The organism is Granulicella aggregans (assembly GCF_014203275.1).
Lineage (GTDB): Bacteria > Acidobacteriota > Terriglobia > Terriglobales > Acidobacteriaceae > Edaphobacter.
In genome coordinates, this window is record NZ_JACHIP010000006.1 from 161,070 (window position 1) to 181,813 (window position 20,744).

The window sequence follows — 20,744 nt, forward strand, 5'->3', positions numbered from 1 at the left end:
AGATCGTCTTTAAGCTGAAAGACGGTCGCTTGATAGCGCAGACCTGGAGTCAACTCGCGTGGAGCCACGAGGGTGAAAGGAGCCGGAGCGTGGTGAATACTCCCAGAGCGTGACGCGGGACGGACAGCCTCCGATTTGCTCTCTTCTTTTGCGGCAACTGTAATGGGGGCCTGACACGCCGGACAAGATCCAGGCGCATAGTTCCCCGGTAGCGGACAGCAAGGGGAGCTGTCGGGCTGACATAGCGGAAACTCCGCCGAGAGGTGCTCGGCAAAAGACGCGCTCGTGAGCCAAAGACATGCCAGGAAAAGCGCGATGACCCGACGAAGATGGCTACCAGAACTCACAGGTTAACTCTAGCGTATCCTTTCGCTGCGCAGATATTGTTTCGCACGGAAAGATAGCGATATAAGAGGCGGCTATTCGTAGCGTAAAGCTTCAATCGGGTTGAGGTTGGCGGCCTGGATGGCGGGGATCATGCCGCTGATGGTGCCTACGATGATGAGAATGCCCGAGGCCATGAGGACAGTCGCAGGGGCGATCAGGAGATGGATGTCCGCGGCTTCGCCGTTGGTGGCGATGGCGCTGTAGAGCGTGACGCTGCCCACCACTTTGCTGACGATGTAGGCGAGCGCTACACCGGCAAATCCGCCAATGCTGGAGATGACGAGGGCCTCGGCTAGGAACTGGAAGAGGATGTGGCGTTTGCGCGCGCCGAGGGCTTTTTCGACGCCGATCTCGCGGGTGCGCTGCTGAACGCTGACCAGCATGATGTTCATCAGGCCGATTCCGGCGATGCCGAGGGTCAGCGCTCCGATGAAGAGCAGAAGAACCTGGAGGCCGAGGGTAACGATGCGGAACTGGGCGAGGCCCTGCATAATGTTGGCGACGTAGACGGCGTTGCGGTCTGTGGGACGGAAGGCGTGGTAGCCGGCGAGCGAGGTGCGGAGGGCCTTTTCTACCTCGAGATAGTTGCCGTTGTAGCTCATCCAGATGCCGTCGAGATACTTGGTGTCCTTGATGTCGGACATGGTGGTGAAGGGGACTTTGACCATGCGGTTGATGTCGTTGTCGCCCTCCTGCATCTTGGCCTGGAGGATGCCGATGACCTCGAAGGTGATGCCGTTGAGGCGGATGTTCTGACCGACGGCGTAGGCGCCGGAGAAGAGCTTGCTCTTGGACTCCGAGCCGAGGATGACGACGTGGCGGCGCTCGGTAAGGTCCTGCTGGCTGATGGCGCGGCCCTGGGCGATGTCCATCTTCTGGATGGTCTGGAGTTCGGGCTCGATGCCTTCGACCTCCCAGGTGTAGGTGTGGAGGTCGTTGGCGACGGGAACGGTCTTTGAGACGACGGCGGAGGTGTGGATGATTCCGGGAACGGTCTCCTGGATGCGCTCGACGTCTTCGCGGGTAAGGCGGACGAGGACGCCGGCTCGGGAGCCTCCGGCCTGCTCGCTGGTAGTGCCGGGGAAGACGCCCATCATGTTGGTGCCCCACTGGGCGAAGATGGTCTCGATGGCGCGACCGAAGCCGGCACCGAAGGCGAGGAGAAGGATGACAGTGGCGATGCCCCAGGCCATGCCGACGATGGTGATGGTGGTGCGGCGCATGTTGAAGCGCATGGCCTCCATGGCCTGGCCGAAGATGTCTTTGATCATGGTTACTCTTTCCTCAGGGCTTCGACGGGTTCGAGCATGGCGGCGCGGCGGGCGGGATAGATGCCGGCGACGACTCCGCAAAGGGTGAGGCTGCCGAAGGCGACGGCGGCGGACCAGGGGACGAGGCGGGGTGGGTCGAAGCCGGTGTCGTTGTTGCCGATCGCAGAGCCCAGCAGGATCATGAGCGCGGCAGCGGCACCGATGCCGATGAGACCGCTGACTCCGGTGAGGGTGAGGCCTTCGAAGAAGAACTGCAGCATGATGCTGCGCTGGGTTGCGCCGAGGGCCTTGCGGAGACCGATCTCCTTGGTGCGCTCGCTGACGGTGACGAGCATGATATTGACGATGCCGACGGCTCCGAGCATGAGGGTTACGACACCGACTCCGCCGAGGAAGATGTCCATGGAGGTGAAGATGATGCCGATCATGCGGCTGGACTTAATGGAGTCCCACTCCTCGATGGCGTCGGGCAGGTTGGGATCGAAGCCGTGACGTTCGCCGATGACGCGGTGGACTTCGGTCTTGGCGGTCTCGTTGAGTTCAGGGGTGATCGGCTGGTACTGGATCGAGGAGATGGCATCTTTGGGGACGTTTTCGCCGGTGATGGGGAATAGCTCCATCATCGTGGAGAGAGGGATGTAGATCTTCTGGTTGTCGTTGTCGTCGTTGCCGCGGCCGACTTTTTTGGCGACACCGATGACCTGGAAGCGGTAGCCGTTGATGGTGATGTAGGAGCCGACGGAGGGGCGGCCGGGAAAGAGCAGGATGTTGTTCTTCTGGCCGATGATGGCGACGAGGCGCTTCTGGGTGAGGTCGTCGGCGTCGAGGAAGCGGCCCTGCGCGATGGGGAGGTTGCGGATGTCGGGGTAGTTCTGCTCGACGCCCATGACGGGGCCGCCGGCGCTTGAGAACTCGGAGACTTCCTTGAGGTCGCCGCGATTGATGAGGGCGGTAGCGGCGCGGACGTGCGGGGACTGGGAGCGGATGGCGTTCGCGTCAGAGAGGGTGAGCTTGTAGGGGAGCATGCCCTGGTGCTGCTCGGGGAGGGCGGGGATGGTGCCGCCCCACATCATGATGACGTCGGTGCCGAGTTCGGAGAGGCCGCGTTTCTGGCCCGAGCGGAAGCCTTCGCCGAGTCCGACGAGGAGGAGGAGCGAGGCGACTCCCCAGGCGATGCCGAACATGGTGAGGAAGGACCGGAGCTTGTTGGCCCAGATGGCCTGGAAGACCTGCACGAAGATCTGGAGTAGTCCCTGCATGATGTGCGACTTCCTTCTGGGCGGCGGTACAGGGGGTAGTACGCAACGTACGGGCGGAGAGTTCCGTTGATCTTTGTAAGACGGGAGTCGGGGTTGAAAGGTTCGGGAGGTGTGGGTGATTGTGGTGTATCGGCAAAGCTGCGTGAACCTCTTTGCCAAGACAGCCTGTCCGCCTAATCGGCAGAAAGGTTCGAGCGGTATGGGTGGCGCGAGCACTCTCGGGGTCCTTCGACTGCGTCCGGCGCAAAAGCGCGCCGGACGCCGCTCAGGATGACGGATTTGTGGGGTCAGGTGTGGGTGGCTCAGGATGACGGATTTGTAGGGTCAGGAGAAAAACGGGGACGTTTTGGGGCAGTGGAGAGGAAAGCTGCTAGGATTCGCCGCATGAACGGCGGGTATGTTTATATTCTCGGCAGCGTGACCGGCACGCTTTACTTTGGAGTCACGAGTGATCTTTATGTCCGCATCGCGCAGCATAAGAATGGGGCGTTCGAAGGCTTTTCCAAGACATATGGTTGCACCCGTCTCTTATATGTCGAAACCTTCGAACTGATGCTTGCGGCCATTGCGCGTGAGAAGCAGTTGAAGGGCTGGCGTCGCGAGAAGAAACTGGCCCTGGTCCGGAAAGCTAATCCTGAGTTTGAGGATCTCGCTGCGGACTGGGGTTGGCAGATGATCGGGCCTCATGAACGGATGAGGCCCTAGCGCCACTCCGTCGCTCCCCAAAACCCGTCATCCTGAGCAGAGCAGGTCGCGGTTTCATCGCGAACTGCGGAGTCGAAGGACCCCGATATCACTCACGTTGCCGAAGCCGCGTGAACCTCTCTGCCAATACAGCCGGCGAGCCTAATCGGCAGAAAGGTTCGAGCGGTATGGGTGGCGCGAGCACTCTCGGGGTCCTTCGACTGTGTCCGGCCAAAAGCGCAGGACTCCGCTCAGGATGACGGATTTGTGGAGGGGTGCTCACGAAAACCAGGATGTCATGCGGACTTGATGTTTTTCATCAGCATGGGGGCATCGGGGTCGGCCTGGATGGTAAGAGAAAAGGCCAGCGTTGCGAAGAAGTTGCTGGTGGCTGAGAGGACTTCGGCGGAGGCGGCTTCGGGATGGAGGAGGTGGATGGCATTGCCGGAGGCGAGATCGCCACGGAGGGCGAAGCAGCGATTCGGGCGGTAGGTGCAGGAGGCGAGGTCGGTAATGCTGAGAGCTTCGCTGGGAGTGCAGAGGATGGTCTTGGGCGGGGCCATGCGGTCGATGAGGCTGAAGATTTCGAGCTTGGACTCGAGTTCGTCGGGAACGAAATCGATGGCGATGTCGGCTTCGCGGACGGCGTCTTCGACGGTGAGGGCGAAGGTCATGGAGCCGGTGGCAAGCTTGCCCGATAGGTCGGCGAAGTCAGCTTCGGCGCGGCGGAGGTTGGCGGGCATGACGTCTTCGAGGATGACGTCGAAACCGGACTGGGCGCACCTTAAGGCAAAGCGGCGACCGGCCTGTCCTGCGCCGATCACCGCTATCTTGCGAATACTGATTGTCACAGCGTCTGAGTTACTTTTTGCTGGCTACGGCAGTGACGACGGACTCGTAGCTGGGTTCGGCGGACTTGATGTGGTCGGAGACGCGCTGGCGCTCCTCTTCGGTGAGCGAGGGGAGCACGGTAAGGATGCGGCGCAGCGTTACCGAGATATCGTCAACGTAGTTCATGGTGCGGATTGCTTCGCCGGAAAGCGGCATCTTCGTACTCCTTCGAGGTTTGTAGCGCTGGCTGACGTTGAATAGGACTTCTGCTCTCGCTCCAGTCTAAATGGAACGCCGTCCGTGCGCTTTATCCTAGGCGACCGAGCCTAGTTCGGCGCGTTTTGAGGCCTCTTCAACGGGCTTCCCGGCGTCGTCGCCTTCTACAGGCTCTTCGTAGTCGTCGCGGTCGGTCATCTCCATCAGGGCGGCTAGCTGGGTGGAGAAGTCTGGGTGCAGCGCGTTGGGGTGATAGCGCCAGGTCCAGTTCCCTGCGGGGGCGGAGGGCGTGTTCATGCGGCCTTCGCTGCCAATGTGGAGGATGTCCTGCAAGGGGAAGATGCATAGGTTGGCGACGGAGCGGGCTGCGGCCTTGATCATGGCCCAGTTGATCTCGCCGTCGTGGTGGATGGTCTGTAGGTAGGTCTGGACCTTCTGCTTGTCGGTTTCGTTGAGATCGTCGCGCCACCAGCCCTGGGTGGTGTTGTTGTCGTGGGTCCCGGTGTAGGCGACCGTGTTGGGAACGTAGCGATGGGGAAGATAGAGGTGCCCGCCGCGGTCGCCGAAGCCGAATTGCAGGATGCGCATGCCGGGCATGCCGAAGTGCTCGCGGAGTTCGTCGACTTCGGGGGTGATGACACCGAGGTCTTCGGCGACGAAGGGGAGGTCGCCAAAGACTTCCTTCAAGCGCTGAAAGAGTTCGTGGCCAGGAGCTTTGACCCATTGGCCGTTGATGGCGGTCTCTTCTTCGGCGGCGATGGACCAGTAGGCCTCGAAGCCGCGGAAGTGGTCGAGGCGGATGGTGTCGTAGAGGGCGAGAGAGCGGCGGATGCGGGAGACCCACCAGTCGAAGCCGCGCTGTTTGAGCTCGCCCCACTTGTAGAGGGGGTTGCCCCAGCGCTGGCCGTTGGCGGAGAAGTAGTCGGGCGGAACGCCGGAGACGCGGATGGGAGCGCCGTTTTCATCAAGTTCGAAGATCTCGGGGTGGGTCCAGACGTCGGCGCTGTCATAGCTGACGAAGATGGCGACGTCGCCCATGATGCGGATCTCGCGCTCGCAGCAGTAGTCGCGGAGTGCCTTCCACTGCTGGGCGAAGAAGAACTGGACTGCCTGTTCGACGGCGAGTTCGCGGCCGTGGTCGGTCAGGACAGAGGTCATGGTGTCGTGATCGCGAAGGGCGAACTCTTTGGGCCACTGGTGCCAGCTTGCGTACTGGAAGCGGCGGCGGAGGACGGTGTACTGGGCGTAGTCGGTGAGCCAGTAGCTGTTGTCCTCACAGAACTTGTGGAAGCCGGCCTTATCGTCGTCGCTGGCGTGGTCGAGGAAGTTCCCTGCTGCCTCCTCGATGAGAGGAAGCTTGATGTTCATCGCAGCTTCGAAGTCGGCGGGGCCTTCGTGGCCAGGCAGGCCCTGGATGCGGTCCCAGGAGATCCAGCCGGCTTCTGCCAGTTTCTCGAGGCTAACGAGGATTGGATTGCCAGCGAAGGCGGAGAGAGCCGAGTAAGGGGAGCTGCCGTAGCCGGTGGGGCTGAGTGGAAGGACCTGCCAAAGGCGCTGTTTCCCTGCTTCGAGGAAGTCCACGAAGGCGTAGGCTGCCGGGCCGAAGTCCCCGACACCACCGTAAGAAGGAAGCGAAGTTACGTGAAGCAAGACACCTGACAGACGATCCGACTGCGCCATTCTTTCTCCCTCAGCAGAAACCATGCAATGAACAGAGCAACTTACCCTGAATCCTGCAACTATCTTCTACCCTGTGATGCAGTTTGTCGTGTTTGGCGCTGCAAATAAGAGAGGTTCGCGCGTTGCGCGAATTGTCCCACCCATGGCCAAAGGCGAGCCATGGGTGGGGCACCAGATTCGGTGGCGATGCTCCCACATCTGGCGATGAAGCTGCCAGATATGGGGCACCCGGTTCCGTGGCTGAAAGGTTCGAGCTGTGTGGGTGATGTTGCGTTCGTCGGGGTCCTTCGACTCCGCGCTGCGCGCTGCGCTCAGGATGACGGATTCTCGCGAGGATAAATAAGAAGGCCCGCCGGTGATCGACGGGCCTTCAGGTTTGATTGGCGCGAGACTAGCCGCCGAAGGGTGAAGAGCCGGGAGCGGGCTGCTTCTGCGTGTACTTGATCGCGCCCTTCTTGGTGTAGGTGTCGGTCAAGGTGCCGATGTAGACGCGGAAGATCTCCTCGCGCTGCGTGCTCAAAAGCTGCTCACGCGTCGCGTCGAAGTTCTTGGCGATGTCATCAGCTGTGGGCTCCTGCTTGTCGGTGACGGAGAGGATGATGCCGGTAGTGCCGTTGTTGATCGGCGCCGAGATCGCTCCCTTTGCGAGGGTGAAGGCCACCGAAGCCTGTCCGCTCATCGAGCCGACATCGGGAACCTGGCCATCCTTGCCTACGAGTTCACTGGTCTTGACGGGGACGTTCATCTCCGCCGCGGCCTTCTTGAGATCGTTGAGGACCTTGGCGCGATCGGCAAGCTTGGACAGCTTCGCGTTCAGAAGCTGCGGAACCTGCTGCTCGCGGTAGTCGTCGAGGATGTGGGACTTGTAGTCGGCGAAGTCAGGAGCGTGGGCCGGCTTCACGTCGACCACCTGGAAGATGGCGAAGCCATCGCCGGTGGAGACGCTGGCCGGAGCTGCGCCCTTGGCTGCGGAGAAGGACTGGGTGAGGAGCTGGGCCGCGTCGGCGACTCCGCCGATGACACCATCCTTGCCGATGAAGTCGGTGGTGGTGGTCTTGAGGTTGTGAGCGGCGGCAGTCTTGTCGAGACCCTTGCTCTTGGCCTCGGCGGCAAGTTGGGCAGCGAAGCTCTGCTCGGCTGCTCCAGCCTTCTGCTGCTCGAGGACAGGAAGGATCTGTTCCTTCACTTCTGCGAGGGGCTTGGCGTGGGCGGAGTCCTTCGCTTCGGTCTGGATGATGTGGTAACCGAACTGCGAGCGGACTAGGTCAGAGGTCTCGCCGGGCTTGAGGGCCATGGCGGCCTTGGCGTAGGCGGGGTCGAGGCCAGCGGTGGGGATCATGGGAAGTTCGCCGCCCTGGGTCTTGCTGCCTGGGTCGTCAGAGTTCTTGCTGGCGAGGTCGGCGAAGTTTCCACCGGCCTTGATCTGCTTCAGGATGTCGGCGGCCTTGGACTTCGCGGCTGCATCGGTCTTGGCATCCGCGCCCGATGGAACCTGGATGAGGATGTGACGGGTCTTGACCTGCTCCTTGACCTGGTACTGATCCTGATGCTGGCCGTAGTACGAAGCGATCTCGGCGTCGGTGACCTGCGGCTTACCTCCGGGGAGGTTCGAGGCGTCGAAGCTGAAGTACTCGATCTTGCGCTGCTCGGGAACGGCGGTCGCGTAACGCGCTGCGCTCTTGGTGAAGAAGGCCTGCAGGTCTGCGTCGCTGGGGTTGATGGACTTGCGGATGTCTTCGGAGGAGACGACGGCGTAGTCGAACTTCACCTTGGTGCCCTGGGTGCGGTAGGACTCGCGGACGGCGTTATCCGAGACGGAGACGCCACCGGTGACGAGGGCCTGGAGACGGTTGAGCTCCATGTCGCCCTTGACCTGATCTTCGAACTCGGCGCGCGTGAGCTGGAAGTAGGTCTGGACAAAGTTGATGTACTTGTCGTCGCCGATGTACTGGCCGTTGGGGAAGATATAGCGGGCGAAGGAGCCGGTCTGGAGCTCGCGGGCGAGGTCGGCGTTGCTGACGTCAAGGTGCAGGCGGTCGGCTTCGTGCTTCAGGATCGCGCGCTGGACGAGCATCTGACCGGCGCGGGGGAGCAGGAACTGCAGGAAGCCTTCGGGCAGACGCTGCTGCTGAAGCTGCTGCTGCGCGATCTGGTTGACCTCGGAGGTCTTGATGTCGGTGGAGTCGCCGGTGAACTTGCCGAAGAAGCCGGGGTCGCGGACGGTGGCGAAGACACCGACGTTGCCGGTTGCGCCCGCGTTGTCGCCGATGCCGGGGATGAGGTAGGCCACCATGGAGAGGCACGCCGCGCCGATAATGACGGCAAAGATGATCTTGGTTGCTTTATTGTCCTGTTGCAGAATGCGAATCATGCTTGACTGACGACCTTCACTTCGCGCGTTCGTCTCCCAGTTTGTGAAGGGAAAGAACGCGTACCTGGGATTTTGCGCGACGGGCGGTGCTTTGGGAGCACTCATCCTGCCGACTGCAGGGCAAGCCTAAAGTATAAATCAGGGATCGGTAAAGGAAATGGCCGCGCCCGAAGGAACCGGGGCGGCCATGGACCTATTTACCGAGAGTTAGTAAGGAGCGGGGTAGTAGCCGGGCCGACCGTACGCGGGCTGGGCTACGGGACGGCGCTGAAGGTTGGCCTGCTGGACGCCAAAGCCGAGGCGGTCCATCTCCTGCTGCGAGACGGTTACGACGCTGGCGGGCTGCACGAGGTGAAAGCTGATGATGGCCTCCGCAGGGACGACTACGTCGTTCCGGCCCGAAGCTGCTGAGACGCCGATTCCGGCGCCAACGCCTGCCGCCGCGCCGATTGCCGCACCGGCACCACCCCCGGCGAGAGCGCCAATCAGAGCTCCGAAGCCGCCAAGGCCGACGGCGCTGCCGACGGTCTGGCCAGTCTTGTCGCGACCGTAATGGGTCCAGGTGTCAGAGACGATGGGGTAGTTGCGACCGCTGAGCGAGACGGAGTTAAGTTGTAGAGCGAGCTGGCCTTTGCCGCCCACTGCGCCGGAGGCATTCGCCTGAACGATGGTTCCCTGCACTGTCGCGCCGCGAGGGATGGCGACTTCGCCGTCGGCGATGACGTCGTTGAGGACGGTGCCGTCGAAGGCGGTGCCGGGCTTGATCAACTTGGCAATAAGGCCTTCGCTGAGGCGCATCCGGACAAGCGCGCCGCTGGGGATGGTGACCTCACGGCCGCCCTCCTGGGCTCCATACTGCGGCGGTTGCTGCTGGGAGTAGCCTGCGGGCTGGCCGCCGCGATAAGGCTGGCGGTAGGCAGGGGGCGCATTCTGCCCCTGAGGCTGATTCTGGGGCTGAGGCGCATTGTTGCTGTACTGACCATTATCTGGTGGAGCGGGCGGTGACTGATAGCCGGGTTCGGGAGCGCCCTGAGGCTGCTGGCCGTTCTGTGCGGCGTCAGGAGGGGGAGCCACAGTTCCATCCGACTGGAGGGTCGGGTTGGAGCCTTGATCCTGCTGACCGCCCTCAGGCTGAGGATATGGCTGCGGTTGGCCAGCAGGCGCGCCGCCGTTACGGTCCGAGGTGAGCGTGAGTTCATCGACGACCTTCTGCACGCCCTGCGCTCTTGAGGCGAGATCTTCGGCGAGGACGCGGGTCGACTCATCGCTGACACTGCCGCTGAGGGTGACGGTGCCGTAAACGGTCGTCGTCTTGATCTGTTGAGTGGCGAGCTGAGGAGCGCCGGCAAGGGCTCGTAATACGTTGGCCTCAACCTGGGCGTCGGATACGGTGGTGCCCTGGGCAAATGCGGCAGTTCCGATGGAAATGGTACCGGCAATAGCGATCGCTCCGGCACCGGTGATCGAAAAGATCGTGCGTTTCATGCTTCCTCCACGAATAGCCGAGGCGAGGCTTTGCTCGACAACCTCGGCAACATCACTTATGCAGACGCAAAATCGAGCGAATAGTTACGGTTCACGCAGAAGAATACCGCGATCGGCGCCGTCCCGCTCGCCAAAAGTCATGAGGTCACCTTTGGCGGCGGGTAGATTCAACTCGAACGGTGGATTGACCCCAGATGGAGGGAGCGCTATACTCGGAATGCGGGGTGGAGCAGCCCGGTAGCTCGTTGGGCTCATAACCCAAAGGTCGTAGGTTCAAATCCTACCCCCGCAACCAATCAAATCAATGGTTTAGAGAGAATCAGAAAAACCGATTCACTCCCATTTACTCCCAATATGAAAAATGATCACTTTAGGCGCTCGCCCCAAGGGCTTGAGCACCATCGTGACTACCTTTCCATTGGCTTCCCTCTTCGACTCCGGCATCGCCTGTCCATACACGTTCATCATGGTCTGGATTGAGGCATGACGCATGAGTTCCTGTTGAACCTTCATCGGAGCCCCGGTTTCGTCCAGCCACGAACGGTACGTGTGGCGGAACGTGGCCTCACCGCGAGAATGCTCTATGGGACATCGAAAGAGGTTCCGATTCTTGCGGCCGCCGAGGCTGTTCTCAACAACTTTCAGATTGCTCGGACCCGGCACCCCAAGTGATTGCTGTGCATAGAAGGCGGAAAGCGGGTTTATCGTGACTGATCATGGCCTGCTTCGGTCGGTTCGAACCCGCAATGTTCCTCCGCGAATGCGGGCAGCCAGGCACCGCCGTCAAAGTAAGAAGCCTTTGCTTCAAAAAGCTTCCGACGTTCCGGCACTGCCGCTGCGTTCAAAACCACGTTTGATGTATTCACCCGTGTTGGCACCGACAACCCGCTTGAACGCCTTACTAAACGCAGCGTCGGACTCGTAACCGACCAACCGAGCCACATCGATCAGCTTTTTGTCTCGCTGTTCGAGTAACTGCATCGCCTTCTGCATCCTCCACTCCGTTACATATTCCAGCGGTGTTTGTCCGAGCAGCTCTTTGAAACGCGCTGCGAAAGCGGAGCGAGACATGCCCGCTGCCTCGGCCAGGGATTCTACAGTCCAAGGGGTCTTCACACTGTCATGAATAGCACCCAAGGCAGTCCCCAGTTGAGGATCGAAGACAGCCCGAAGCCATCCTTTGTTGCGTTCCGGTTCCGAAGCAATATGAGACCGGAGAACCTGGATAAACAGCACCTCCGCCAGCCGAGTTGCGACGACCCCAGATCCCGGCGCCTGTTCCGCCATCTCTGATGCCAGTGCCTGCAGCGTGTTGTGAAGGGCAAGCGTACGTGCCTGATCGGCTTTGATCAGAATGAAGTTCGGCAACAACTGAGTGATAGGCCTCAGACTGGCGCGATCGAAGCTAAAGGACCCGCAGACGATTGTCGTCGGGGCACCACCACCTCCACAAAGAGCAACATTGCCGTTGGCGCTCGCCCCGATCTCGCGGAAGGTCCATCTCGGACGCGTTCGCCGACTGTCACGCAAAACAATCGACGTCCCCTTCGCCAGCAAAAAGCAGTCACCCCCCGTGAGCGGGATCGGCTCCGCAATTCCTTCCACACTCAGCCAGCAGTTGCCACGCGAAAGCATCGCGAAGTGCGCCAAGTCTGTCGGTGGAATCTTTTTACCGGAAGATTTGGTCTTTCCTTCGGTTTCATTTTCCTGTTTCACACCCCACGGGGCGGTTGCTTCCAGTCTGTGCAGACCGAACGCGGTGACGTGCATCGTTCTGAAGATGTCGCTTATCGGATCCACGTAGCACTTCCCTTCTGGACGAATAGACAAAATGTTTGGATGTTTGAGCAGTCCGAGTCCACCACAGAAGAACTCTACTCCTCAGTAGTGGATGCAGAACATTCACCGAAGGGAGCAATTATGGGAAAGCTTGAAGGGAAAGTTGCAGTGATCACGGGCGGATCGAGCGGTCTTGCGCTGGAGACTGCTAAGCGCTTCGTTCAGGAAGGCGCTTATGTCTTCATCACGGGCCGGAGGCAAGAGCAGCTCGACGAGGCCGTGAAGCAGATCGGTCGAAACGTAACCGGCGTGCGTGGAGACGCGGCCAATCTCGACGACCTCGACCGCCTGTTCGATACGGTCAAGCAGGAAAAGGGCAAGATCGACATTCTCTTCGCGAGTGCTGGCAAGGGCGAAGCCGCCGTACTGGGCGAGATTACCGAAGAGCATTTCGATAAGGAGTTTGGGCTGATTGTGCGCGGGACGCTGTTTACAGCTCAAAAGGCGTTACCGCTCATGAATGACGGCGGATCGATCATCATGACCGGTTCGGTTGCTTCGGTGAAAGGTTTCCCCGGGTTCGGCGTGTACGCGGCGAGCAAGGCCGCGTTGCGCTCCTTCGCACGCACGTGGCTCAACGAACTGAAGGGCAGAAACATTCGAGTGAACGTGCTGAGTCCGGGCCAGGTCGACACACCTGACTCCCAGCGGCTCGATGAGGAAACGAGGAAGATGTTCGAATCCCTGATTCCACGCGGAAAGATGGGACGTCCTGAGGAGATTGCGGCGGCCGCTCTGTTTCTTGCTTCAGACGAAGCAAGCTACGTGAACGGGCTTGATTTTGCGGTCGACGGCGGCTTCTCCGCTATTTGAAATCACGCCCGATCGCCAACGAACTCTTTGAACGAAACGTTACACATTGATCGAAAGGAAATCATCATGGGAAAGCTTGAAGGTAAGGTTGCAGTCATCACAGGAGGGTCGAGCGGTATGGCGCTTGCGAGCGCAAAGCTCTTCGTGGAAGAGGGTGCTTACGTTTTCATTACGGGCCGTAAACAGGAGCAGATTGACGAGGCCGTCAAGGTCATCGGCAAGAATGTGACCGGTGTCCAGGGTGACGCGGCCAGTCTCGAAGACCTCGACCGGTTGTTCGACATCGTGAAGCGGGAAAAGGGGAAGATCGACGTCCTGTTCGCAAGCGCCGGCATCGGCGAGCCCGTGCCGCTGGGTCAGATCACCGAGCAGCACTTCGATAAGACCTTTGACCTGAACGTGCGCGGCACCCTCTTTACGGTGCAGAAAGCGTTGCCTCTGTTCAATGATGGCGGATCCATCTTCATGACCGGATCCAATGCTGCGGCGAAAGGTTTCCCCGGTTTCGGCGTCTATGCGGCGAGCAAGTTGGCGCTGCGCTCCTTCGCTCGTACATGGCTCAATGAGCTGAAGGACAGAAAGATCCGCGTGAACCTGTTGGTTCCAGGTGCTATTGCCACACCGATGCAGGAAGCAGTTCTCACCAAGGAAGCGAGGCAATATTTCGAATCTCTCATCCCGCGAGGGACGATGGGCCGATCTGAGGAGGTCGCTACCGTCGCGCTGTTTCTTGCCTCAAACGATTCGAGCTTCGTGAACGGGCAGGAGTTGTTCGTCGACGGCGGCATGACGGCGATCTAAAGATCCGCAGACCTCTGTTAGCGGCGGCTGACATTTCAGACGTTCGCAAAAAGCCTCGGCTCCGAATCTCACGGGATGACTTGGAGCCGAGGGATGCCTTGATGCGTGTTCGTGAGTTGCCGATCAGTTTGAGGCGGTCACCTGCAATTTGATCGTCTGAGTCACCGTGCTGGCTCCGCTGGTTAGAGCAACGGTCAGGGAGTACGTACCGACGGGCGTACCTGCATAAGTGGGAGCGTCTGGGGGCGTGGATGCGGTTTTGGATGAGCCGCCGCAGCCGGTCAGACCGATGGCAACCAGTGAGAGCATAGCTACGCATAAGAGCGACAACTTACGCAGGGCACGCCGGCGGGGCCAGAAGAAGAGTCCAACTCCGCCGATCATCACACCGCCGGCACCAGGTGCCCACGGGGCCAATGGCAGCGTCTGCTTCGCCTGGTAGGTGCTGTTGGGCGGAGTGGTGGCCACAACAACCGTCGCGGTTCCCTGCTGGCCGGGCGTCAGGGTCAGGCTGCCTGGATTGATGCCGCAGGTTGATTCGGTGGGAGCGCCCGAGCAGCTGAACGCAATCGCTCCGCTGAAGGTCGCGTTGGCTGCGAGCGATAACGTCACCTGGCCGGTTGCTCCCTGAACGAGAGATAAGGTCGCGGGCGCAGGCGTCACAGTGAAGGCGGGATTGAGCGGAGCTACGGTGATCGTCATCGAGCCGGTCGAGGCGGCGTAGTTCCCATCGCCTGGATAGCTGGCTGCAATCAGGTTCGCTCCTGCCGGGAGTTGGCTGGTCGAAAAGACTGCCGTGCCGGATGTGGAGATCGGCTGGGCCGCTAGGAAGATGCCGTTGTTGGTGAAGGTCACCAGTCCCGTCGGCGGAGTCGTTGCCATTCCAGCCATGGTTGCGGTGAACGAGAGTGCCTGTCCCTGGCTGGGTGAGGATGACGAAGCGGTCACTGTGAGCGTGTCCGCCGCGAGTGCTGCGATGACGACGGTTGCGGAGCTGCTGGAGGGGGCGCAATGAGAGTCTCCGGCGTAGTTGGCGACAATCGTGTCCGAGCCGGAGGGCAACTGGGTGGTGCTGAAGGTGGCAAAGCCCGAAGTGTTCCACTGCGCCGAGCCTAGCTGCGCGCCGTTGAGAGTAAAGGTTACGAGGCCGGTCGGCATCACGGTGCCGGTTCCTCCGATGGTTGCGGTGAGCGAGATGGTCTGGCCCGCGTTCGCCTGCGAAGGAGAGGCAGTCAGGGTCAGGGTGTCAGCGATCAGGCTGGAGACGGCGACAGTCGTTGACGCGCTCGCGGGATTGGTGTTCGAGTCGCCGGAGTAGGTCGCCGTGATCGTGTCTGAGCCTGCTGGGAGGGCCGTGGTTGCCAGCGATGCGGCTCCGGTTGCATCCAACGGTGCCGCTCCCAGGAGTGTGCTGCCGTTCCAGAAGGAGATGGTTCCGGTTGCGGGATTCGGGTTGGCGAACGACTTGATCGCCGCGGAGAGCGTCACCGTCTGGCCCAGCCCAACGGTGGCAGGGGTGGCCGTCAACGTCATGCTGTTCGTTCCTTGATTGATGAACTCGGCGGTCGATGCGCTTCCCGAGACCAACAGATCGTTGCCGCCGCTGTTGCCGAAGTTTCCGGTGAAGGTATAGATCCGGTCCGTCAGATTATTGAGCGGGTTGGAAGTGACGTCGAAGTCGTTGAAGTCGTAGTCGGCGTCGTACAGCGTGATCGCAGCTCCGAAGATTCCTGATCCAAGGTTCGGCAGAATCTGCGCGAGCGGCGCTGGCTGAATGAACTGCTCGTCGCCTGGATCGAGCGCGCTGCCATATTCGGCGAGTGCGAGGTCCGGAGTGCCATCGCCGTTGAAGTCAGCATAGGAGCCCCAGAAGGCAAAGTTACCGGCGTTCACCAGGGACAGCGGACCGAAGGTGAAGTCTCCTTTTCCGGGCAGAAGGAGAACGCCCTGGCTACCCTCCGAGATATGGGTCGATGGCGCGTAGTTGGGGTCGGCGACACCCAAGGCGGCGAGGGTCAGATCCTGCTTGCCATCCTGGTTATAGTCACCGGGAACCATATCCGAGACGACATAGTTCGGAGCCTGGTTGAAGGCGGATGCGAGATCGAAGGTGCCGCTGCCATCAGCGGCGTTCGGCACGGTGTAGATGCCGAAGACTGCGTTGGTGAAGTCCTGATCGCTGATCGCGAGGTCGGGCAAGCCGTCGCCGTTGAAGTCGATCAGGCGGGCCTGAAAGAGCGAGCTTCCATAGGCGGTGAAGGTGGGCTGCTGGAAGCTGCCGTCCGCGTTGCCGAGGAAGGTGTAGTAGCCCGAGCCTACCTGCACGGTGGCTCCGCAGGAGGCGTCGCCGGGATAGGCGATGACGATGTCGTTGACTCCGTCACCGTTGATGTCGCCGGCATCGCCAAGCCCAAAGGGACAGCTGACAAAGCCGGGTGTGAGGAGCCAGTTTGCTGGGCCGGCCACGCCGTTGGTGACGGTCTGGAGGGTGATGCCGCTGACGCTAACGATGAGAACGTTCGTCCCGCCAGCGGGATTGGCAAAGGTGAGGGGCTCAACAAATGAGCCTCGAATGGCCTGGAAGTGTCCTGCCGGAAGGAGCGTGGAGAAGGTGTATCCGCTGGCTTCGTTGGCTCCGGGTTTGCCTCCGTTGTTGATGCCGACGACGAGGTCGGGATAGCCGCCATTGGCTGCGGTGGCAGAGTTGGTCCAGTCTTCCGCGATCACATCCAAGAGGCCGTCGCCGTTCATATCGCCGGTGGCCTCTACGATGATGTTGCCGCCGAGAGCCGCGTAGCCGTTGCCGTTCGTGCTTGCTCCCGCGACCACCGGAGCGGCGTAGAACTGTCCCGTGCCATCACCGGCGTAGAGCGAGACGCTGTCGAGTGCGTAGTCCGCCTCAAGGAAGGATGGCTTGGTTGTGTAGGTGAATCCGGAGAAGTCTCCTGGCTGGGGTTCGACGTAGCCCGGAACGCCGGTAAGCACCTGGGCTGGCTTGGTGGTGAAGGTGCCGGGGCCGTCGTTGAGATAGACGTAGTTCGCGCCTTCGCCATAGACGATGAGATCGAGTGCGCCGTCGCCGTTCATGTCGGCGACGTTGAGAAATTGGGTGAGAGGGATGGGCGTGAAGTTGTTCGATCCCACGGTCGAATCGTTCGCGCTTCCCTTGACCGCAAGCGGTGTTGGGCGTGAAGGACTGGTGACGGTATATGGACTGACCTCTGCGTTGGCACCGACCAGGACGTTTACCGTACTCGGCGAATAGCTGGCTCCGTGGTCGGTGTAAGGGACGTCGTAGACTGCGCCGTCGCCTGTCAGGAAGACGAAGTCAGTCGTGGCAATTCCTGTCCCTACGGTGCTGTGCGGTAACGCGCCCTTGCCGGACTTGCCCGCCGGAGATGAAGCGTGGGCAAAACTTCCGGTGAGGTTCGTGGCGTAGAAAGATCCCTCGCTGAAGGAGTAGTAGTCCGGAACCAGGGCGGCAGACGGCTCGACGGCGGCCGCGAAGCTGCCATCGCCATTCGATTTCATCATCACGACGCTGGTGCCCGGATTGACGTCGATGCCCTTGACAGTAAAGGCGATGCCGGTGGGGGCCCCGCCGTTACTGACCACGTCGCCCGCGCCGAATTGCGCGCTGTAGCTTCCGGAGAACTGGGTATCGGTCTCCGGGCCGGTGGCGAAGTTGCCTTGACCGTCGTTGAGCAGGGTCAGCTCGGTTAAGGTCGTGCCGTAGAATTCGATCGTCGCGATATCGGGGAAGCCGTCGCCGTTGAAGTCGCCTACTACGGCAAAGCCTCCGCTCAGGAGCCAGTTCGCTTTGGATTTCGGGGTGATGGCGTATGGCAGAGCTCCCTGAAATGTGCCGTCGCCGTTGCCCATCCATATAAGAAGCTGGGTGTGGAACGCATCCTGACCGATCAGGTCGAGATTGCCGTCGCCGTTCAGGTCGGCGGACGTGAGAAAGATGACTTCCGGCAGCAGGACGAACGCGCTGGTGTCGGGTGTTAGAACTTTCGCCGTTGCGAGACTGCCTCCGGGACCGGGGTTGAGGACCATGGTCAGGTCGCCATCAGCCTGCACCACCGCCAGGTCGAGATTGCCGTCGTTGTTGAAGTCTCCTGAGACCGTGGCCTGCAGCGTGTTGTGGTCGTACTCGCTGTTTTGGGCGAGAGGGCTGGGATTGAAGTTGATCGCCGCGAGCGGCAGCGTAGGCGCGGAGACGAAGCCGGGAAAGTTTGGGTTCGCCGAGGTCGTGGCAGCAGTGTTTGGTGCTGTCGCTGCCCGGTGTTGCGCGGGAGTTATCGCGCGAGCCAGAGCATGCGCGGAAGCCGATTGCTTCAACATCTGGCCGAGGTGAGGAGCCATGATGCGCTGGAACGGACTTTGCACGTTCGCGTTGTGGTTCGTCCCATTGCCGGCAGGATTCTGGCGCGTCGCCGCATGGCTCTGAGTCTGCGGTGTCGCCGAGGCAGCCTGTCCGCTCATGCTCGAGGTCGCCGGAAGGGCGATACCGGCCAACATCCCCATTGCCATAAGGCTTCTTGTTACGAGCCGATGGCGGAGGCTGGATGCACCAGGTTGTTGGGTGGCCGTGGACGACAGAATCTTTACATTTCTCGTAGACACAGGAGGGACTCCTCAAATTGAGCTCGTGGCGTCAACTTCAAAGCTGGTGTATCTGGATTTCGCCTGGAAGGGTGGTAACGTCATCCTAGCCCGTGGCCGCGAGGTGGGCAATTCGCGAGACCTCCCCATTGGGATACCGTTTTCTCCGCAAATAAACGATTTAGAATAAGCGACTTATATCGAGTCGCAGAGAAAACTGCGCGGGAAAACGGCAGCTAAAGACAGTCGTTGCTTGCCGTTATCGCAGCGTGATAGCTTGAAATATGAGAATCAGTAAGTGTGCGTTTTCAGTGTTTACCTTTGACGCGCCCGCTGGAGTGCTCAAACGGAATGATCGCTATCTTCGGGTTCCGCCGCAGACGCTGGTCTTATTGACCGCTTTGCTTGAGCGAGCCGGAGCCGTGGTGACCCGTGAGGAGCTTCGGGCCGTACTCTGGCCTGAGGGCGAATTCATCGACCATGAACACGCGATCAATCGCGCCGTGAACTACCTCAGAACCGTCCTGCGCGACGATCCCAAGAAGCCTCAATTCATTGAAACTCTGCCCAAGCGCGGCTACCGGTTCATCGCCGAAGTTACGCACTCGCCTGAGAAGGCGGAGGCACTTCCGGAAGCGACTGCGGTGCCTGTCCCTGTAGATGCTCTTTCAAGTTCGGAGAGCCTGATCGTCGAGCCGATGGTCCCGGCAATCTCAGAGCAGGTGATAGCCCCGGCGGCCAATACCGCTTCCTCATACGAGGAGCCGCTGCACTCCGAGTCGCTGGTGTACCTGGAGGAGACGTTTCTGCATCCTGCGCCGCGCCGGACTGGATGGTATCAGCGTGTGACATCCTCAGTTCGCCGCGCACCTGGGGTGTACTCGGCCGTTGCGGGCGTCGCGGTGCTCGGTTGCGCTCTGGTTGCGACCTACGTTGCGACCCGCCCCAAGCCCCATCCTGCGACGACTTCCCTTTCGATGGGGATCGTGCCCTTTGAAGTCCATGGTTCTCAGGCCGGACAGTTGGAACAGAGCTTCCGCATGGACCTGACCGATACGCTGTCGCAGCTGCCCTCGCTGCAGCTTCGCGCGTCGCACTCGCTTGACCACGTGAAGACGGATGATGCCAGTCTACGCAGCACGGCGCAGGCACTCCATCTGGATCTGCTACTGCTGGGCGATCTCACCGTCGAGAACAGCCGCTGTGTTTTAAAGCTTGAGTTGGTGCGGGGTATGGATGCGGTCCATGTGACTTCCTTTCAGTACGCCGGCTCGGTGCAGGAGCTGACCGCGATTCGCGACAAGGCTCAGAAAGACATCTATAACGGCCTGCAGTTGACAGGAAGTTCAGTGCAGGCCAGCGCTGGCAGTACCCAGAACCCAGAAGCGTACAGCTTTTATCTTCGGGGCCGGGAGCTGGCCTCGCGGCGCACAGTGGCCACGCAGAACAGTGCGCTGGCGCAGTACCTGAGCGCTACGGAACGCGATCCCGGATTTGCGCGGGCCTATGCGGGCATGGCAAGCGCGTATCTGAACCTTGGCAGCATGGCTGATCCGGCCGAAAACCTGCGAGAAGCAAGAAGCATGGCGGAGAAGGCAGAGCGTATGAATCCGCGAGTGGCCGAGGCCCACGCAGTGCTCGGCTTTGTGGCGATCCGGCAGGATTGGAACATGGCGTTGGGAGAGACCGAGCTACGCCGCGCCATCGAACTGGAACCGAACGAGGCTGTCTATCATGCGTGGCTGGCCGAGTCGCTTGCCGATGAGGGCCGTTCCGACGAAGCGCTAAGAGAGGTTGATCTGGCTCGCGCCGACGACCCTCTATGGCCGCAGATCAACGCTGTGGACCTCTTTGTTTCGGGAGCGACTCATCAGTACGCGCGCGGAGTGGAAGCTGCGAGGCGGAACGTGTCCCTGGCACCAGACTCGTCATTCGCGCGCGATCAGCTGGCTTGGTCGCTGTTCGACGCGGGAAGCTATGAGCAGGCGATTGGCGTATGGCGTGAGACCGCACTACGGGAGAAGGATTCGGCGCGCGTGGCGCTCGAAGACCGCGGACTTACAGCGCTGCATAAGGGAGGTCCGGCGGCCTACGGAGAGGTCCGTGTGAGTGCTATTCAGGATCATCTGGAAGCAGCGGCCACCCATCCTGACGACTTTGTTCCGGAAGAGTGGTATGCCTACGTTGGCGATCGCGACCAAGCCATCGCCGCGCTGCAGCACACGATCGACAGTCATGATCCCTCCGCTGTCGATATCGCGGTCAATCCTATGCTGGAAAATCTGCACAGCGATCCTCGCTTTCTTGCGATGCTGAGCCGGGTTGGGCTATCGCTTCCATCGGCTCCCGCGTTGGCTTCGGCCAAGCATACTCCCACCAATCCCTAGACTCTTTGCAAGCAATTCCTTAAGCAAGTCCGCGATGCGGAATCTTCTTGAGGAAGATACACGCATCGCGGATGCCCAACAGACGACGTTGATTACAGCTCAGTGTGGCGAC

Annotated in this window: 14 protein-coding genes and 1 tRNA gene; 6 read left to right on the forward strand and 9 right to left on the reverse strand. The window is 60.7% G+C overall.

Annotated features, from left to right (window positions below; translation table 11 throughout):
• Positions 1-419: 419 nt before the first annotated feature.
• A complete protein-coding gene (locus HDF16_RS20660; protein WP_184221152.1) occupies positions 420-1,658 on the reverse strand; it encodes an ABC transporter permease in 1,239 nt (412 codons plus the stop codon).
• A 2-nt stretch (positions 1,659-1,660) separates the two neighbouring features.
• Positions 1,661-2,917 (reverse strand): ABC transporter permease, encoded by a 1,257-nt coding sequence (locus HDF16_RS20665; protein ID WP_184221154.1) that lies wholly within the window; start codon positions 2,915-2,917, stop codon positions 1,661-1,663.
• Positions 2,918-3,301: 384 nt separating this feature from the next.
• Here HDF16_RS20665 and HDF16_RS20670 point away from each other — a divergent pair, with 384 nt between their 5' ends.
• Positions 3,302-3,622, forward strand: a complete 321-nt coding sequence (locus HDF16_RS20670; RefSeq protein ID WP_184221156.1) for a GIY-YIG nuclease family protein — start codon at positions 3,302-3,304, stop codon at positions 3,620-3,622.
• 275 nt (positions 3,623-3,897) lie between these two features.
• Here the strand turns inward: HDF16_RS20670 and HDF16_RS20675 are convergent, their stop codons facing one another.
• The 5 genes from HDF16_RS20675 to HDF16_RS20695 form a co-directional block, all read right to left on the reverse strand.
• Complete coding sequence (locus tag HDF16_RS20675; RefSeq protein ID WP_348641375.1) at positions 3,898-4,452, reverse strand: 3-hydroxyacyl-CoA dehydrogenase NAD-binding domain-containing protein; 555 nt, start codon at positions 4,450-4,452, stop codon at positions 3,898-3,900.
• Positions 4,453-4,462: 10 nt separating this feature from the next.
• Positions 4,463-4,648, reverse strand: a complete 186-nt coding sequence (locus tag HDF16_RS20680) for a hypothetical protein (protein WP_184221158.1) — start codon at positions 4,646-4,648, stop codon at positions 4,463-4,465.
• Positions 4,649-4,744: 96 nt separating this feature from the next.
• On the reverse strand, positions 4,745-6,328 hold the full coding sequence (malQ, locus tag HDF16_RS20685) for a 4-alpha-glucanotransferase (RefSeq protein WP_184221160.1): 1,584 nt from the start codon (positions 6,326-6,328) through the stop codon (positions 4,745-4,747).
• A 391-nt stretch (positions 6,329-6,719) separates the two neighbouring features.
• Positions 6,720-8,699 carry a peptidylprolyl isomerase gene (locus HDF16_RS20690; protein WP_184221162.1) on the reverse strand — a complete coding sequence of 660 codons (1,980 nt, stop codon included), beginning with the start codon at positions 8,697-8,699 and terminating at the stop codon, positions 6,720-6,722.
• Positions 8,700-8,906: 207 nt separating this feature from the next.
• Positions 8,907-10,184 carry a BON domain-containing protein gene (locus HDF16_RS20695; RefSeq protein WP_184221164.1) on the reverse strand — a complete coding sequence of 426 codons (1,278 nt, stop codon included), beginning with the start codon at positions 10,182-10,184 and terminating at the stop codon, positions 8,907-8,909.
• Positions 10,185-10,402: 218 nt separating this feature from the next.
• On the opposite strand from HDF16_RS20695, the gene HDF16_RS20700 reads away from it, so the two are divergent.
• Positions 10,403-10,479, forward strand: a tRNA-Met gene (locus HDF16_RS20700).
• A 188-nt stretch (positions 10,480-10,667) separates the two neighbouring features.
• Positions 10,668-10,856, forward strand: a complete 189-nt coding sequence (locus HDF16_RS20705; RefSeq protein WP_184221166.1) for a hypothetical protein — start codon at positions 10,668-10,670, stop codon at positions 10,854-10,856.
• 132 nt (positions 10,857-10,988) lie between these two features.
• Here the strand turns inward: HDF16_RS20705 and HDF16_RS20710 are convergent, their stop codons facing one another.
• Positions 10,989-11,984, reverse strand: coding sequence for a cupin domain-containing protein (locus HDF16_RS20710; protein ID WP_184221168.1), 996 nt, complete (start codon positions 11,982-11,984; stop codon positions 10,989-10,991).
• A 120-nt stretch (positions 11,985-12,104) separates the two neighbouring features.
• Here HDF16_RS20710 and HDF16_RS20715 point away from each other — a divergent pair, with 120 nt between their 5' ends.
• The gene (locus tag HDF16_RS20715) at positions 12,105-12,836 is read left to right on the forward strand and encodes an SDR family NAD(P)-dependent oxidoreductase (protein WP_184221460.1); all 732 of its coding nucleotides are present in this window, start codon (positions 12,105-12,107) and stop codon (positions 12,834-12,836) included.
• A gap of 66 nt (positions 12,837-12,902) precedes the next feature.
• Positions 12,903-13,637, forward strand: a complete 735-nt coding sequence (locus HDF16_RS20720) for an SDR family NAD(P)-dependent oxidoreductase (protein WP_184221170.1) — start codon at positions 12,903-12,905, stop codon at positions 13,635-13,637.
• Positions 13,638-13,760: 123 nt separating this feature from the next.
• Here HDF16_RS20720 and HDF16_RS20725 read toward each other — a convergent pair whose 3' ends face one another.
• Positions 13,761-18,173 (reverse strand): Ig-like domain repeat protein, encoded by a 4,413-nt coding sequence (locus HDF16_RS20725; RefSeq protein ID WP_184221172.1) that lies wholly within the window; start codon positions 18,171-18,173, stop codon positions 13,761-13,763.
• A gap of 356 nt (positions 18,174-18,529) precedes the next feature.
• On the opposite strand from HDF16_RS20725, the gene HDF16_RS20730 reads away from it, so the two are divergent.
• On the forward strand, positions 18,530-20,632 hold the full coding sequence (locus HDF16_RS20730; protein WP_184221174.1) for a winged helix-turn-helix domain-containing protein: 2,103 nt from the start codon (positions 18,530-18,532) through the stop codon (positions 20,630-20,632).
• Positions 20,633-20,744 lie beyond the last annotated feature (112 nt).